This window comes from Blautia coccoides, from assembly GCF_034355335.1.
Taxonomy (GTDB): domain Bacteria; phylum Bacillota; class Clostridia; order Lachnospirales; family Lachnospiraceae; genus Blautia; species Blautia producta.
Window position 1 is genome coordinate 1,041,238 of record NZ_CP136422.1, and the last position, 17,161, is coordinate 1,058,398.

Annotated in this window: 8 protein-coding genes; all 8 read left to right on the plus strand. The window is 48.4% G+C overall.

Features of this window, described 5'->3' with window-relative positions:
* The first annotated feature begins 2 nt into the window (after positions 1–2).
* The 8 genes from BLCOC_RS04490 (at position 3) to BLCOC_RS04525 (ending at position 17,152) form a co-directional block, all read left to right on the plus strand.
* Complete coding sequence (locus BLCOC_RS04490; protein ID WP_115624546.1) at positions 3–1,628, plus strand: response regulator transcription factor; 1,626 nt, start codon at positions 3–5, stop codon at positions 1,626–1,628.
* 203 nt (positions 1,629–1,831) lie between these two features.
* A complete protein-coding gene (locus BLCOC_RS04495; protein WP_115624547.1) occupies positions 1,832–2,644 on the plus strand; it encodes a Cof-type HAD-IIB family hydrolase in 813 nt (270 codons plus the stop codon).
* A 17-nt stretch (positions 2,645–2,661) separates the two neighbouring features.
* The gene (gene addB, locus BLCOC_RS04500; protein ID WP_115624548.1) at positions 2,662–6,093 is read left to right on the plus strand and encodes a helicase-exonuclease AddAB subunit AddB; all 3,432 of its coding nucleotides are present in this window, start codon (positions 2,662–2,664) and stop codon (positions 6,091–6,093) included.
* Between the two features lie 2 nt (positions 6,094–6,095).
* Positions 6,096–9,899: a UvrD-helicase domain-containing protein gene (locus BLCOC_RS04505; protein WP_115624549.1), complete on the plus strand. Its 3,804-nt coding sequence runs from the start codon at positions 6,096–6,098 to the stop codon at positions 9,897–9,899.
* An 890-nt stretch (positions 9,900–10,789) separates the two neighbouring features.
* Complete coding sequence (locus tag BLCOC_RS04510; RefSeq protein ID WP_115624550.1) at positions 10,790–12,181, plus strand: alanine/glycine:cation symporter family protein; 1,392 nt, start codon at positions 10,790–10,792, stop codon at positions 12,179–12,181.
* Between the two features lie 326 nt (positions 12,182–12,507).
* Positions 12,508–14,016 (plus strand): response regulator transcription factor, encoded by a 1,509-nt coding sequence (locus BLCOC_RS04515; RefSeq protein WP_165907284.1) that lies wholly within the window; start codon positions 12,508–12,510, stop codon positions 14,014–14,016.
* A 163-nt stretch (positions 14,017–14,179) separates the two neighbouring features.
* Complete coding sequence (locus tag BLCOC_RS04520; RefSeq protein WP_242999036.1) at positions 14,180–16,114, plus strand: ABC transporter substrate-binding protein; 1,935 nt, start codon at positions 14,180–14,182, stop codon at positions 16,112–16,114.
* Positions 16,115–16,153: 39 nt separating this feature from the next.
* Complete coding sequence (locus tag BLCOC_RS04525) at positions 16,154–17,152, plus strand: ABC transporter permease (RefSeq protein ID WP_029470454.1); 999 nt, start codon at positions 16,154–16,156, stop codon at positions 17,150–17,152.
* Positions 17,153–17,161: the final 9 nt, after the last annotated feature.

The following is a 17,161-nucleotide window of genomic DNA, read 5'->3' on the forward strand; positions in this document are numbered from 1 at the left end:
TTATGCATACCATTGTAGTAGTTGATGATGAATATTACTTTAGGCAGGCAATGAAACGATATTTATCCGAATGGGAAGATGAGTATCAGTGTGTGGGGGAAAGCAAAAACGGAAAAGAAGGTCTGGGGTTGATTCGGAATTTGTGTCCGGATATTGTACTGATGGACATTAATATGCCTGTTATGGGTGGTCTGGAAGTCATACAGACATTGGCTGATGAGAATTTAGGAGATAAACTGCAAAGAAAAATAATTCTTTTGACCGGATACGATGAGTTTGAATATGCTAGGAAGGCAGTTCATCTGGGAGTTTTTGATTATTTATTAAAGCCAATTGATAAACAGCAGTTGAAAAAATGTTTGGATAAAGCATCTTCTCAAATAGAAGCAGAAAGGCTGCGTAGTGCCCGTATCATGGAACTGGAGACCAAGCAGTACATTGCAACACCTATGGTCAAAGCACATTTTGTGGATAAAGTTTTTTCAGCAGATAGTGAATTGGACTGGATAGAAATGGAGGGAATGGCCCGGAAAATTCTGGATCTGCAGGAAGAGAACAGATGGATGTTGTTTATCCTTGATGCATATTTTGATAATAAAGAACACAGATTGGGGAGAGGAGATTCTTTTTATTATTCTATGATTTCCAATATATTAACGGAATTATTTGAAAATAGGGGAATCCAGTGTATGACCAGTGTGGATAAGGAGAGCCTGCATGTACTTGTAACGGGGAAACTATCTGTAGGGGAGCTTGAGGCTGTAGTTTTGGAAGTGCAGGAATGTCTTCTGGATCTTATAAAACAAAAGCTGCCTCTGGAATTTTTGATCAGTGAAGGATCAGCAAAGGAACAACTGCGGGATATGGGAGGGTCAGTACATGAGGCGAATTTAGTACAGAAATTTATGCTTATGTATCGGAAAACGGGAATTTATAACAGTTCACATATAAATCTTAGTTATGTGAAACTGAGTGAATTTTTTGGTGACTGGTCCTCACAAATTATTTTATATATTCGTACGGTCAACATTTCGGCAATGGAGTCCCTGGTGAGAGAGGCTTTTTCTGAAATGAAAAAGAATGAAGTACGGCCGGAGATTATATTGCGAAGAGCTGATGATATGGTTTCCTGTGCGTATGAGGTGTTTCAGCTTATAGAAGAAAATGTGACGGAGGATGATAAATTCCTACCAATGTTTCCTCCAAAGTTTTCGGTAGGAGATGTTGATCAGATCCAAGCGGAGGTTTTGCGGTATATCACTGATAATATGCAAACCATGGGAAAACGGATGGTGGATAAAAAACGGTCTCTGCCGGTAAAAGTGATGTACTATATTGAAGAAAACTATCACCGGTATGATCTTGCATTGGCGGAACTATCTAAAGTATTCGGAGTAAGTAAGACAATCTTATGTCAGCAATTCAAAGAAACGAACAAGATGACCATTGGAGAGTATATATTACAGATACGCATGGTTCGAGCAAGAAAAATGTTTGATGAGGGATATCATAATGTGGCATATGTTGCTGAAAAGTGCGGGTACGAAGACGCGGGTTATTTCAGCAAATGCTTCAAGAAGTATTTTAGCATTTCTCCTAGGAATTATTGTGAAAAGAGAAGGGATTAAACAGTTTGTGATTTTGATTACAAAAAATATATATCATATGAAGAAACATCCCGGCAAGAATCGGTTATTGAAAATATAGAATCTTGCCGGGGTGTTTTTATGATATTCACAACCTTGCCACAAGAAAAACGTGGTTGGTTCCATTGCCGATTTATGATACACTGGTTGCAGACAATTTTTGTTGCTAAGGAGGCAGTAGAAGAATGAAATACCGATTACTTGTGCTGGACATTGACGGCACAGTTACCAATACAGAAAAAAAAGTGACCCCCAGGACAAAAGCGGCCATTAAAAAACTGCAGGAACAGGGAATCCTGGTGGCTATTGCTTCCGGGCGTCCAACCAAAGGCATTGCTCCGGTGGCGGATGAACTGGAATTTGAGAAATACGGAGGTTATGTTTTGGCTTTTAACGGGGCCAGGATCGTGAACTGGAAGACAAAGGAATGTATCTATTCCAAGACCCTTCCCCTGGGAATGGCCAGAAAGCTCTACCGCAGCGCAGTACGGCATAAAGTGGGGATCATCACATATGAGGAGGACCGCATCATTGCGGGAACTCCCGTTGATATCTATATGGAGACAGAATCCAGGATCACCGGACTGCCCATCTCTTATAGAAAAGACTTTCCGAGTTATGTAAACTTTCCGGTGAATAAATGTCTCCTCACAGGGGAGCCGGATGAACTGGAGCGCATTGAGCCACTTATGGCTGAGGAGTATCTTCACGAAGCCCAGATTTTCCGCTCAGAGCCGTTCTTCCTGGAGGCAACGCCCAAAAATGTGGACAAGGCCTACTGTCTGGGGAAGCTTTTGAAGATCCTGGGTATATCCAGGGAGGAGATGGTGTGCTGCGGAGACGGATATAATGATATATCCATGATACAGTTTGCAGGACTTGGGGCAGCCATGGCTAATGCCCAAGAAAAGGTCAAGGATGTGGCTGATTATGTCACAGTTCGAAGCAATGATGAAGACGGGATTGAAGAAGTGATAGAGAAGTTTTTTATGAACTGACAAAAAGGAGGAAGTCCATGCCGCTGCATTTTATTTTCGGCGCTTCAGGAGCCGGAAAATCCCACTATATTTACCAAAAGATCATACAGGAGTCCATGGAACATCCGGGACGGCAGTATCTGGTGCTGGTTCCGGAACAGTTTACCATGCAGACACAGAAAGAGCTTGTGATGATGCACCCGAGAAAGGGAATCCTGAACATTGATGTTCTGAGCTTTGAGCGCCTTGCCTACCGGGTATTGGAGGAGACAGGGGAATCCTGTGCCCAGGTACTGGAGGAGACCGGAAAGAGCCTGGTGCTGCGCAAGGTATCCCAGGAGAAGAAAAAGGAACTGAAGATCCTGGGAGAGAAGATGAAAAAGCAGGGTTACATTTCCCAGATGAAATCCATGGTGTCAGAACTGAAGCAGTATGAGGTGACAAAAGAAGATATGGACACCATGCTGGACTATGCAAAGGATAAGCCGGAGCTTTACTACAAGCTGAAGGATATCTCTGTGCTGTACCAGGGGTTTTTTGATTATCTGGAAGGGAATTTCATCACCCAGGAGGAAGTGCTGGAGGTTCTGGGAAGAGTGGCAGGGCAATCAAAGAAGCTGTCAGGGAGCGTGATGGTTCTGGACGGCTATACGGGATTTACCCCCATTCAGCTCCAACTGCTGGAAAAGGTTCTGCCCCTGTGTGAAACCATGTATGTGACCGTGACTATGGATGAACGGGTGGATGCCTACCGGCAGGGAAGTCCTCATCATCTCTTCCATCTGAGCAGGGAAACGGTGTCAAAGTTATGTAAACTTTCCAGAGCGGTGGGAAGTCAGGTGGAGGAGACCTGGGTAACAGGAAAAGGAAGATTTTCCCACAATAAACCTATGGAATTTTTGGAACGGAACCTGTTCCGGTTCAGAAAGGATACCTACAGAAAAGAGCAGCAGGCAGTCCATATACGAGAGAGCCAGAATCCGGCCCAGGAGATGGAGGAGACCGCCCTTATCATCCGCCGTCTCATGCGGAAAGAGGGGTACAGGTGCCGGGACTTTGCTGTCATCACAGGAGATATGGAGACCTATGCGGACCACGCGGCAAGGGCTTTCGGGAAGTTTGATATCCCCTGCTTCATTGATCAGAAAAAGTCTGTGTTCATGAATCCCTTCGTGGAATTTCTCCGCTCGGCAGTGGATATGCTTCTGGAAAACTACAGCTATGAGAGTGTATTCCGGCTGCTGCGCTGTGGACTGCTGGACATGCCCGGACAGGATATGGACAGACTGGAGAACTATGTACTCGGTATGGGAATCCGGGGCTTTCGCAAATGGCAGGAGGAATGGGTGCTCCACTACCGGGGAGAAAAGCCGGAGGAGGTTCCTGAGATCGAAAAGATCCGGGAAGGGCTTATGGAGCTTTTATTACCGTTTACGGAACAGATGAAGACACGAAAAGGTACGGTCCGGGAGCGTGTTCAGGCATTTTATGAATTTATCACTGCCTGCGGTATCCAGGAAAAGCTTGACAGAAGCCAAAAGAGATTTGTGGAAGAAAACGCCATGGACAGGGCAAAAGAGTATGCCCAGATCTATCCCATGGTCATGGACCTTTTTGACAAAATGACAGAGGTGCTGGGGGAGGAGAAGGTAAGCCTCCGGGAATTCAAAGAGCTTTTGGAGGCAGGGCTTTCTGAGGTGAAGATCGGTATCATTCCCCCAAGCTCTGACCAGGTGCTGGTGGGCGATATGGAGAGGACCAGGCTGAAAGACATCAAGGTTCTTTTCTTTGTGGGTGTCAATGACGGAAAGATTCCCAGAGAGGACGCCGCAGGGAAAATACTGTCGGATCTAAACAGGGAAGACCTGAAGGCCTCCTTGGTTGCACTGGCTCCCACTTATCGGGAGAATCTGTACACACAGAGATTCTATCTGTATCTGAATATGACAAAACCCTCTGACAAACTGTTTTTGTCGTACAGCAGAGCTGATGATGAGGGGGAACCCATGACCCAGTCCTTTTTGATCGGTGCGGTGCAGAAGCTGTTTCCGGGGCTTGTCCCCGAGTATCCCTGCAGAGATGCGGTATGGAAGGTGGAAAATCCCCAGAGTGCTCTGGAATATCTGGCATCCGGGTTCAAGGAAATTCTGGACCGGGAGCCTTCGCCTCTGTGGAAGGAGCTGTTTTCCTGGTATCAGCAGCAGGAGGAATGGAAACAGACCATGCAGAATATGGTGGAAGGCGCCTTCAGAGTCAATCCTGAGGATGAGATCGGGAAGAGCGTGGCGCAGGCCCTCTACGGCACCACCCTGGAGAACAGCGCCACACGCCTGGAACTCTTTGCCCAGTGTGCCTGTGCGCACTTTATGGCATACGGACTGGAATTAAGAGAGCGGGCCAGGTATGAGTTCAGCCCCATGGATATGGGAAATGTGCTGCACAGCGGTCTGGAAAGCTTTGCCAAGAAAATGCACCAGAGCGGTCTTTCCTGGACTGCCCTGGATGAGGAGCAGATGGATGAGATAGCAGACGCCTGCGTGGAGGAAGTGGTTTCTTACTATGGAAATACAGTGCTGAAAAGCAGTGCCAGAAATGAGTACATGGTCAGCCGTGTAAAAAGGATGATGAAGCGCACGATCTGGGCTTTGACAAAGCAGATGGAGCAGGGGGCCTTCACACCCAGCCGTTTTGAAGTCTCCTTCGCCATGGCGGACTCCCTGGAGAGTATCAATATCGCGTTGTCAAAAGAGGAGAAAATGAAGCTTCTGGGAAGGATTGACCGTGTGGATACCTGCGAGGAGGAGGACAAGGTACTTGTAAAGGTTATTGACTATAAATCGGGAAACACTTCCTTTGACCTGCTGGCCCTGTATCACGGCCTGCAGCTCCAGCTTGTGCTGTATATGAATGCGGCTATGGAACTGGAGCAGAGAAACCATCCTGACAAACAGGTGGTGCCTGCGGGTATCTTCTACTACAATATCAAAGACCCCGTGGTGGAGAAGATAGAAGAGGAAGACCCGGAGGCCCTGAACCGCCGTATTTTAAAGGAACTGCGCATGAACGGCCTGGCATCTTCAGACAGGGGGGTGCTGGAAAAGCTGGATGAAAATCTGAGCGCAAACGGCACTGCCTCCCTGTGTGTGCCTGTGACGATCAATAAGGACGGAAGTCTGTCAAGGAATTCCAGTGCGGTCAGTCCGGAACAGTTCCGCCTGATATCGAATTATGTAAACTTAAAAATGAAGGAGATCGGCCGCAGGATCCTGAACGGAGAGGCAGAGACGCTTCCCTACGAGATGGGAAAACGCAATGCCTGCCAGTATTGTCCATACAAAGGGGCCTGCGGGTTTGACGAGAAAACGGCAGGATACCGCTACCGGAGACTGAATGCCCTGAAGCCGGAGGAGATATGGGACAAGATGAGAGATGGGGAAAAATCAGAGCGTTTGGTGGATAAGGAGGTGTAAAAATGGGCGTGATGTGGACAACCGAGCAGAAAAAGGTGATAGATTCCAGAAACTGCAACATATTGGTCAGCGCAGCGGCGGGAAGCGGCAAGACGGCGGTGCTGGTGGAGCGTATTATTTCCATGATCACCGACCCGGCACATCCTGTGGATATTGACAGACTTTTGATCGTGACATTTACCCGGGCGGCGGCCGGAGAGATGCGGGAACGTATCCGCCTGGCAATTGAGAGAAAGCTTGCTGAGGATGAGGACAATGAACATCTGCAGAGGCAGAGCACACTGCTTCACCACGCGCAGATCACCACCATCGACAGTTTCTGTTCTTATGTTGTAAAGAATTATTTTCATCTCATTGATCTGGACCCGTCTTACCGGATGGCAGAGGAGGGAGAACTGCGTCTCATGCAGGGAGATGTGGCGGCTCAGGTGCTTGACGATGCGTACAGCAGGAAAGAACCGGAATTTCTCCGGTTTGTAGAATGCTTTTCCACAGGGAAGACAGACGAGGGCATTGAGGATATGATAAAGCGTCTCTATGCCTTCTCCGTCAGCTATCCCTATCCTGAGGAATGGCTTTTGTCCTGTAAGGAGGCTTATGCCATCTCTTCCGGGGAGGAACTGGAGCAGGCAAAATGGATGCAGATGATAAAAGAGGATATCACAAAGAGTCTGCAGGAAGCTCTCAGTCTGACAGAAGCGGCCCTGGAGACTGCCAGAGGAGAGGGCGGGCCGTATTATTATGAAAACGCACTGGAATCTGACAGGGTTTTTGTACAGAAACTTCTACAGACAGATTCCTTTTCTCAGTGGCAGAAACTGTTTTCGGGCCTTTCTTTTGCCAGGCTTTCAGCCAAAAAAGATCCCCAGGTATCTGAGGAGGCAAAAGAATTGGCGAAGAGCCTTCGGCAGCAGGTAAAGGACCTGTTGGGTGAGCTGAAGGAACAGTATTTCTACCTTTCCCTGGACGCAGCGGCTGAGTATGTGCGCATGGCAGGAGGCCCGGTGAGTGTTCTCATTGATCTGACGCTGCAGTTTGCACAGGCTTTTGCGGAGAAGAAGAGAGAGAAGAATATACTGGATTTCCCGGATCTGGAGCATTTTGCCCTGAAGATCCTGGTGGACCATTCCGGGGAGAAGGACGAGAGGACCCAGGCGGCAAAGGAGCTGGCGGGAAGATTTGCCGAGGTCATGATAGATGAGTACCAGGACAGCAACTTTGTACAGGAAAAGCTGTTAAATGCTGTGTCTAAGATGGATGACGGCAGCAACAATATTTTCATGGTGGGAGATGTGAAGCAGAGTATTTACCGTTTCCGCCTTGCAAGACCTGACTTGTTTATGGAAAAGTTCAGGACTTATTCCACAGCAGGGGGAAACTGTCTGAGGATAGACCTGCATAAAAATTTCCGCAGCAGGAAGGAAGTGCTGGCGGGAGTGAATTTCCTCTTCTATCAGATTATGGGGGAAGCTCTGGGAAAGGTGGAATACGACGATGCGGCGGCTCTGTATCCCGGAGCGTCATTCCCACCGTATCAGGAGAACAAGCAGGGAGAAAAGCCGGATGGAAAGCCGGAAGAACAGCAGATAGAGAAGTTGGACCGAAAACCGGAAGTACATCCAGACGAACAGCCGGATGGCGGAAAAAATCGAAAGGATGGCTGGGACACAGAGATTCTCATGGTGGAGACAGATGAGGAAGAGTGGAAAGTTATGGAGTCCGGTGAGAATGTTCAGGAGCTGGAGGCCAGAGCCGTGGCGGGAAGGATTCAGGAGCTGGTGGGTTCATATCCCGTCCTCGATAAGATCACGGGGCAGTACCGCCCTGCGGTATATGGGGACTGTGTGATCCTGCTCAGGACCCTGTCCGGCTGGTCGGAGACCTTTAAGCGTGTTCTGAATGCACAGGGGATTCCTGCCAGTGTCACCACAAAGACGGGGTATTTTTCCGCGTCGGAGGTCATGACTGTGCTGAACTACCTGCGTATTCTGGATAATCCTCTGCAGGACATTCCTTTTACCGGCGCGCTTCGCAATCTGCCGGGAGGATTTTCCATGGAGGAGCTGGCTCGTATCAAATGTGTGGGCAGGGAAATGGAGAAGACAGGGATGTATCAGGCGCTTCTGGCAGCGGAAAGTCTCAGGGATTCTGAAGATACGGATGACAGAGAGATGGGCAGAAAAGCGCATGAATTCCTGGAGCTGTACAGGAGCATCAGGAGTAAGGTTCCCTACACGCCTATGCATGAGCTTTTGTGGGAGATTTATGATAGGACAGGACTTTTTGACTATATCCGGGCAGGCGCATCCGGAGAGCAGCAGAAGGCAAATCTGCTCATGCTGCTTCAGAAGGCTAGAGATTATGAGAGCACCAGTTACAGAGGACTGTTTAATTTTGTCAGGTATATAGAAAACCTGCAGAAGTATCAGGTGGATTTCGGAGAGGCCAACATCCTTTCCGAGAATGAGGATACTGTGAAGATCATGAGTATCCACAAGAGCAAAGGCCTGGAATTTCCGGTTGTGTTTGTCTCCGGCATGGGAAAACAGTTTAACCAGCAGGATGCCAGGGCAGCTCTGGTCATGCATCCTGATCTGGGTGTGGGTGCTGACTGGGTAGATGCAAAGTTTAGGACCAGGACCCCTACACTGCTGAAAAAGGCAGTACAGAGGCAGATACAGATCGAGAATCTGGGAGAGGAGCTGCGAATCCTCTATGTGGCGCTGACCCGCGCAAAGGAAAAGCTGATCCTGACCGGCTGCACCTCCAGGCTGGAGAAGCGGCTGACTGCCTTAGAGCCTGTCAAGAAGCAGGAAGAGCGCAGGATATCTTACGGTAAGCTTGTAAAAGCCCGCTGTTATCTGGACTGGATCTTTCCCGCGCTTGCAAGGCACCGGTGTATGGATGAGGTGTACCTCTCCTATGAGAAACGTCCGTATGCTCTGAATCCTCTTCATGACAATGAGGCCGGATTTTTCGTACAGGTGATCTCGCCCACACAGCTTACGCTGGAAGAGGCGGAGACCAGAATGATACAAAAGATGAAAAAACAGGAGATTCTGGATTTTGACACATCCGTCAGCTATGACGCGGAAGCCAGAGAGCAGATACAGGAGTGCTTTTCCTATTCCTATCCTTATCTTGAACGGGAAAATATTCCGGCAAAGGTGACTGTTTCCGAGGTGAAGAGACTGCACATGGAGGATGAGGAGAGCACGTCCTGGTATGAGGCGGAAGAGATGGTTCCCTATATCCCGTCCTTTATTGAGAAGCGTCAGGAGGGGCTGACAGGAGCCGGAAGAGGTACGGCATACCACAGGGTATTTGAATGCCTAAATCTTTCAAAGGCCGGGTCTCCGAAAGAGGTGGAGGAACAGCTTGCAGATCTGGAGGCGGAACACAGAATAGACAGTGAGATTCGCCGGACAGTCTCACCCCGTGATGTGTATCAGTTTGCCGTGTCTTCGGTGGGAACACGTATGGCAAAAGCCCAGGCGCAGGGCATGCTTTACCGGGAACAGCCTTTTGTCATAAGTATTTCAGCAGACAGGCTGAGAGAAGAGTATGCGGGAGATGAAAGTGTCCTGGTACAGGGGATCATTGATGCCTTTTTCTATGAGGAGGAAAAAATTGTACTGGTGGATTACAAGACAGACAGGGTGCGGCAAAGAAACGGCAGTGACCTGGTTGAAAAGTATAAAATCCAGCTTGATTACTATACAGAAGCCCTGGAACGGATGACGGGGAGGAAGGTGTCTGAGAGGTATATTTATTCGGTGGATTTACAGAAGGAATTGAGGGTGTAAAGGTGGCGGCGGACGGAAGGAGTTTAGAGATGGGAGGCGGCAGGAATGGAATGGGAGCGAAGCGTTTCGCTGCCACGGAGCTAACCTGCTCCCATTTACTAAATTCATCGGCAATGGCCTCTTCATTAAGTAACTGGGGCAGGTGGATCTCCGCGGCGCTCCACTAAAACATCGCTCCCATTCCATTCCTGCCGCCTCCCATCTCTAAACTCCTTCCTGTTCATCGGCCAGCCACAGTTTTCCGGAAGAGAAAAAGATAGGCATAAACGACAAGGTATTAAGTGAGGAGCAAATTAAAAAAGAGATAGATTTGCTATATCGTTCATTGAATAATTGCACTATTCGTTGAAAATAGTTTTTCAAGAGTGCAGATGTAAAAACGCAGGCACAGCAGGCTGAGCTAGGACTTTTTCACCTATTCTATCGGAAAATTAAACCAGCGCATAGTGCGGTTAGTTAATGAATAATGTACTGTCTATTTGTTATTTTTCAGCCACTACAATCAGCAATGGATATCTTTTTTACCTGCCGGTTGAGAAAACCAGGGGTGTTGGGGCGGGGCTGTGCTGGGGTGGCAGACATTGCGGTAGAGAGCCTGAAAATCCAGCCCTTACGGAGACTTAGGCGCGAAATCTTTACTGAGCGTCTTAGTCGAAGTTAGGGCTTAGTTGAAGGGGAACGAAGCTGGCTGCCACCCCAGCACAGCCCCGCCCCAACACCCCGTCCGCTTATCCCCCCCCTTCCTTGTGATTTTAGATTTACAAACCCCTCTTCACATGTTATGATATGAAAAAAGAATAAAACGTTGATGTGATGACGCAGTGGAGCAAAGGGGCAGACGGTTGGTGGTCTGTCCTTTTCTGCGTTGGCGCATCTGAGGGAGGTTACGTATGGATTTTGCTGGAATACTGAAGGCGGTCAATGATTTTGTGTGGGGCCCCTTTATGCTGATACTGTTGGTGGGCACAGGTGTTTTTCTTACCTTTCGTCTGAAATTCCTGCCGTGGCGCAATCTGGGATTTGCCCTGAAGTCTATTTTTAAGGACCCGGACAAGGAAGGCATGGGCAGCAGGGAAGGCGATATCACACCCTTTCAGTCCCTGATGACCGCTCTGGCAGCTACCATTGGTACCGGAAATATTGTGGGTGTTGCCACTGCTATGGTCATGGGAGGCCCCGGAGCCATTGTCTGGATGTGGATATCCGCTCTTTTCGGGCTTTCAACCAAATACGTGGAGAGTGTTCTGGCTGTAAAATACAGGGAGATGAACGCTGACGGCGAGATGGTGGGTGGACCTATGTATGCCATGAGAAACGGATTCAAACACAAGAGACTGGGCGCTGTGCTGGCGACACTTTTTGCAGTCTTTGCGGTTCTGGCATCCTTTGGAATCGGCAATATGACACAGGCCAATTCCATCGCGGATGCACTGAGCAGCACATTCAGGATTCCTAATATCGTGACAGGTGTGGTGATCACAACTCTGGCGCTGGTGGTTCTGGTGGGCGGCATTAAAAGCATCGGCAAGGTATGTGAGAAAGTGGTTCCCTTTATGGCAGTGCTGTATTTTGCCTGTGGAATCGGTGTTATCATTATCAATGCAAAGCAGATTCCTGACGGACTTGGCCAGATATTCGGCATGGCATTTTCCATAAAGGCAGTAGCCGGAGGTGTGGGCGGCAATATTGTGGCAAAAATGTCATCCGCTATGCGCTGGGGTGTTGCCAGAGGCGTATTCTCTAATGAGGCAGGCCTCGGTTCCGCTCCAATTGCGGCAGCGGCAGCCAAGACGGATTACCCGTCAAGACAGGGATATATCAATATGACGGGAACCTTTTTCGATACACTGGTGGTCTGTTCCGTGACCGGTCTTGTCATTGCGTCTTCGGGTGTGCTGGGAATGAAGGATGCTTCAGGGGAGGTCATAACAGGTGTAAATCTGACCATCAAAGCTTTTGAGAGCGCATTGGGGCCAATGGGCAGTTATCTGGTATCCATCGGTATCATGCTGTTCGCGTTTTCTACGATTTTAGGTTGGGAATACTATGGGGAAAAATCTTTGGAATTCCTGGTGCACTCCACAAAGATGAACAGGATCTACAGGGTGCTGTTTTCCTTTGTGACATTTATAGGCGCCACAAGAACCCTTCAGATCGTGTGGGATTTCTCAGATACCATGAACGGACTTATGGCGATCCCAAACCTGATCTGCCTGCTGGTGCTGAGTAATGTGGCCGCGGAGGAATGCTTTGGTTTCCAGAAGGAAATAAAGAAAAAATAAATTTGCTGTGCTGGGTACATAGAGAGGAAGAGCTGCCTGCGGATAACTGCCGCAGGCACTTTTTACTTTTACAGCTAAATAGAGGAATAAAGTTTCCATTGTCTATGATTCCACATTATATTATAATAAGCGTAATTATTCAGTCCCCTCAGTCTCGCCGTTTTCACCGTTTAACAGTGTACATAAAGTGCCTGGAAAAGCAGAGAGGGCAGGGCGGTGAGGCTGGCAGAAATTAATATCTGCGGCATATGGCAAAAAAGTGCCAAGAAGGCTGATGGGGATCGTGTGGACAATAGATAATGAATCAGGATTGCGGGTGGATAACTATGCTGAAGGTTGTGTTGATTGATGATGAACAAGTAGTGCTGCAGGGAATGCGCCATTTGCTGGCGGAAGAATTTCCGGATTATGAGATAACGGGAAGTTTTACAGACCCGGAGCCTGCCATCCGTTTTATTGAGGAAAATCCGGGACAGGCGGATGTGGTAGTGACGGATATTAAAATGCCTCATATATCAGGCATCACACTGATAGAGAAAATACGGGATATATGTCCTGAGACCGTCATGATCGCCATGAGTGCATATACGGATTATGAATATATCCGGCAGGCCATGAAAAATGGGGCGGTGGACTATCTGCTGAAACCCTGCAGGCGGAAAGAGATACTGGGGATATTCAAGAAGGTGGAGGAACAGAAAAAAGAGCGGGCACAGGAGACGGAGGAGAAGCGGAGAGAGCGTCTGTTCCTGAAGCTGCTGAAGGGTGCAGAGAACCGGCAGGATATGGATGCCTGTATATTTCCGGACAAGACAGAGTGTCTCTGTGCCATGTGGTCTGACAGGGACAGAGGCAGAGAGGAGTGGGAAGCAGTTCTTTGCCGGGCCAGGATCGGGCTGAGAAAGAGAAATGCAGTGGCCGCTGTGGATGAACACAGACTGTGGATCGTGTTCCCTTTATCAGAAACAGAGGAAGAGGAAATTTCCGGAGGCTGTGTGGAGGCGGGGGACGGTGCTGTTTATTTGAAAAAGCGTTTTTTGTGGGGGCAGCAGACTCTGCAGGAGACTGCACATACCCTCCTTGAGCGGGAAGCCTACATGGACTTTAACGGACGGCAGTATACCTGGGATGAGGAACAATGGCAGAGGAAAACAGGACGGGCGGAGGAGATCAATATGGAGGATTTTCTGCCCTTCTCCAAGATTGAGATGATCCTGATGCGGGGGAGGGAGGATCAGCTTCAGCTCATATTAAGGGAAGGCCGACGGCGGCTTTGGAACAGGACAGAGGGTTTTGAGCCAGGGCAGATGAAAAGGGAGATGATGCATTTCTGCTATATGCTGGAGGAGCGCATTAAGACCGAGGAGGCCGGAAAAATGCTGGAGCGTCTGTCTGAACAGGAGCAGGTGCTTTCAGACCTGAGAAGCAGCAGCACTCTGACACAGGCCTGGACTGATCTGGAGGCATATCTGCAGCAGATCCTCAGCTTTTTCCAGGAGAAAGCCAAGGTGCCCTCCTATATCCGTCTGGCATCTGCTTATATGGAGGCGAACTATATGCAGGAATTGTCTCTGCAGAAGGTAGCCGAGTATGTATCGCTGAATCCTTGGTATTTCAGTTCCCAGTTTAAAAAATATATGGGAATTTCCATGGGGGAATATCTGAATCAGGTCAGAATAAAAGCGGCAGTCAATCTGATGGAGGAAAGGGATTTAAAGATAGGAGAGATCGCAGAGCTGGTGGGATTTAAAGATTCGGCCTACTTTGGCAGTGTGTTCAAGAAATTCAAGAAAATGTCGCCGAAAGAGTACAGAATGAAAATATTGAATAAATAAATGAGTTGTGTGAGGGGCAGGAACCGTCAAAATACTGATGGTTCCTGCTTTTTTCTGTTTAATATAAAATATATTTACAAGAAATCTAATGAAATCAACAGTTTTTTTTACAGAAAAAGATATACTGGAAAACATCAAATCAATCATCAAAGGAGGAAAAGAGATGCGAAGAAAAGGGAAACAAATTTTGGCGGCAGCCACGGCTGCGGCTCTGCTGTTATCAGGCTGCGGAGGCGGCACAGGTGGAGAAAAAGAGGGAACATCAGAGCAGCCGTCCGCTTCGGGGGAGAAGATGACAGATGTGGGGACACCCAGAAAGGATACGCTGATCGTGGACATGCTGAGCGGTACACAGACAGATCCGGATAACTTCAACCCCTATATGACAGGCTGTGTAGCAATGGACTGCGGACTCCATCAGCTTCTTTATCCCTGCCTGTGGGAAGCGGATACCATGAACGGGGCCCAGACCTGTGACCTGGCGGCGGATTTTCCTGAGGCCATGGACGACACGAACACAAAGTACCGGTTCCATCTGCGGGAGGGAATCACCTGGTCGGATGGTGTGGAATTTACTGCCGAGGATGTGGAGTATACATCCAACATACTCAGCACTACAGAGGAATTCAGTTGGGGAAGCTGGTATAAATCCTTTGTTAAAAGCATGAAGGCTGTTGACAAATACACAGTTGAGATGGAACTTGTGGAACCAAATGTAAAACCACAGCAGAAACTGGGGGTTATCGTATTTGGCAACAATTTCAAAGTAGTTCCGAAACACATCTGGGAAAAAGAGGACCCGGCCACTTTTAAATACACAGATCCTCTTTCCCTTGGGCCGTACACCCTGTCAAAACGCGATGCCCAGGGAAACTGGTTCCTGTACGAAAAGAGAGAGGACTGGGACAAATCGGATGTAGGTGTGATCGACGGGGAACCCAAACCCCAGTACGTGTTGTTCAAATATTTCGGAAGTGAAGAGAAACGTGTCATGGCGGCAGTTAATAATGAAATTGACATTCTGCAGGACATCTCTCCGGAGAGCTGGGATATTCTAAAGGAAAAGAATCCAAATGCTAAATGCTGGACAGAGGAATTCCCCTATGCCATACCGGACGACCCCTGCGAGCGTGGTATTTCCTTTAACTGCTCTAATGAATATTACAATAACAGAGAAGTGCGGTGGGCCTTGACCCTGAGTATGGATATCAAACAGGTGAGCATGGCGACCTTCGGCGGAAAACTGAAGTTCTCCCCTCTGGCAGTGCCTCCCACAACAGCGCTTTCGGATGTGTACCAGAAACCAATGGTGGACTGGCTGAAAACCTATGCCTTTGAGGACGGATATAAACCGTTTAATGAGAACGCGGCCAGGGAAATGGTAGAACTCCTTAAGACAGAAGGTGTGGAAAATCTCCCAACCACAGAGGAGGAGATCACCGACATCTTTGGGATCGGCTGGTGGAAATATGATACAGACAAGGCTGCAGAGCTGCTTCAGAAAAACGGATTTACGCAAAAAGACGGCCAGTGGATCACACCGGAAGGACAGCCCTTTGAAATTATCATTCTGGCACCTGCGGACTTTGAGATAGAATCCATGCGTCTGGCTTTTGCGGTTGCGGATGCCTGGAGCAAATTCGGGGTGAAGGCTGAGGTAAAACAGCAGGATTCCTCTACCTTCTGGACATCTTACGCCACAGGAAATTATGATGCAGGTGCGTACTGGCCTTTCTGCGGACTGATCCCTGACCTGACAGAGAATATCCAGACCTGGCACCAAAAATATATTCTTCCCAACGGGGAAAATGCAGCCGGCAACAAAGAGCGTTACGCCAATGAAGAGCTGAGTGCTGCCATTGATAAACTGCAGACACTTGAGGCAGATGACCCGGAAGTCAAGACAACAGTGGAAGAAATGCTCAAGATTTTTGTAGATGAGATGCCTGCCATCCCCATGTTCGGCACTGCAAAATTCGTTCCCGTTGTGGAGACATACTGGACCAATTTCCAGGATTCGGAGAACCCGTTTGAGGGTCCCTGGTGGTGGTGGTCACAGTTTAGGTTCTATACCACTAAGATCGAAGCTGCAAAATAATTTGTCACAAGAATAACACCAATTGTAAGGAGGCTGTCAATGAAATTCGGGAAATTTCTTCTCTCCAGGATTGCGACGTTTCTTCTCGTAATTTTTATTGGTGTGACAACCGTCTTCTTTGTCCCCAGGCTCATGCCCAATGACCCGGTGGAGGCGATGATTGGACAGATGACGTCCAATGCCGGTTCCATGAGCCCGGAGGCAGTTGTGCAGATGAGGGAATCTATGAATTCCCTCTTCGGCCTGGACGGTTCTGTCCTGCATCAATACCTGGATTTTTTTAAACGTGTAGTCATTTCACATGACTTTGGTCCATCCCTGTCCGCATATCCCACGCCGGTTATGCAGATGATCGCCAGGGCACTGCCTTGGACTCTGGGACTTATGCTGACCACAACGGTTTTGTCATGGCTGATCGGTAACCTGATCGGTCTTTTGGCAGGATTCCGCAAGGACAAGCCCCTGTCAAAGCTTTTGGAGGGGATCGCCATCTTGATGTATCCCATTCCATATTACATTTTCGCGCTGCTGCTGATCATGTTTTTCTGTTATCTGCTTCCCGTGTTCCCGCTGTCTTTTGTGGTGCAGGGAGAGGGATTTAACTGGGTACATATCAAGAGCATACTCTGGAACTGCTTCCTGCCCGCCATGTCTCTGATACTGGTAGGGTTTGGATGGTGGGTCATCAGCATGAAAACCATGGTGAGTAATGCCAATGAAGAGGAATATGTTAAATTCGCAAGGCTGAAAGGTTTGCGCGAGGGACGCATCATGAGGCGGTATGTGATGCCAAATGTCATGCTCCCCCAGGTTACAAGTTTGGCTCTGCAGATAGGCGGTATCTTCAACGGTGCTCTGGTGACAGAGATCCTGTTTGGATTTCCGGGACTGGGCAGTCTGATCTATCAGGGGATCCTGCAGAGTGATTACAACCTGATCATGGGTACCATCACCATTTCAGTTATCAGTGTTGCTCTGACAACCTTTGTCATAGACCTGCTGTATCCATTCCTGGATCCGCGAATCCGTTATAGTTAGGGGGAAAGA

Excerpts from the sequence above, each read along its gene's own strand:
- BLCOC_RS04490 (WP_115624546.1), top strand. The coding sequence starts at position 3 with ATGCATACCATTGTAGTAGTTGATGATGAATATTACTTTAGGCAGGCA.
- BLCOC_RS04495 (WP_115624547.1), top strand. The coding sequence starts at position 1,832 with ATGAAATACCGATTACTTGTGCTGGACATTGACGGCACAGTTACCAAT.
- addB (WP_115624548.1), top strand. The coding sequence starts at position 2,662 with ATGCCGCTGCATTTTATTTTCGGCGCTTCAGGAGCCGGAAAATCCCAC.
- BLCOC_RS04505 (WP_115624549.1), top strand. The coding sequence starts at position 6,096 with ATGGGCGTGATGTGGACAACCGAGCAGAAAAAGGTGATAGATTCCAGA.
- BLCOC_RS04510 (WP_115624550.1), top strand. The coding sequence starts at position 10,790 with ATGGATTTTGCTGGAATACTGAAGGCGGTCAATGATTTTGTGTGGGGC.
- BLCOC_RS04515 (WP_165907284.1), top strand. The coding sequence starts at position 12,508 with ATGCTGAAGGTTGTGTTGATTGATGATGAACAAGTAGTGCTGCAGGGA.
- BLCOC_RS04520 (WP_242999036.1), top strand. The coding sequence starts at position 14,180 with ATGCGAAGAAAAGGGAAACAAATTTTGGCGGCAGCCACGGCTGCGGCT.
- BLCOC_RS04525 (WP_029470454.1), top strand. The coding sequence starts at position 16,154 with ATGAAATTCGGGAAATTTCTTCTCTCCAGGATTGCGACGTTTCTTCTC.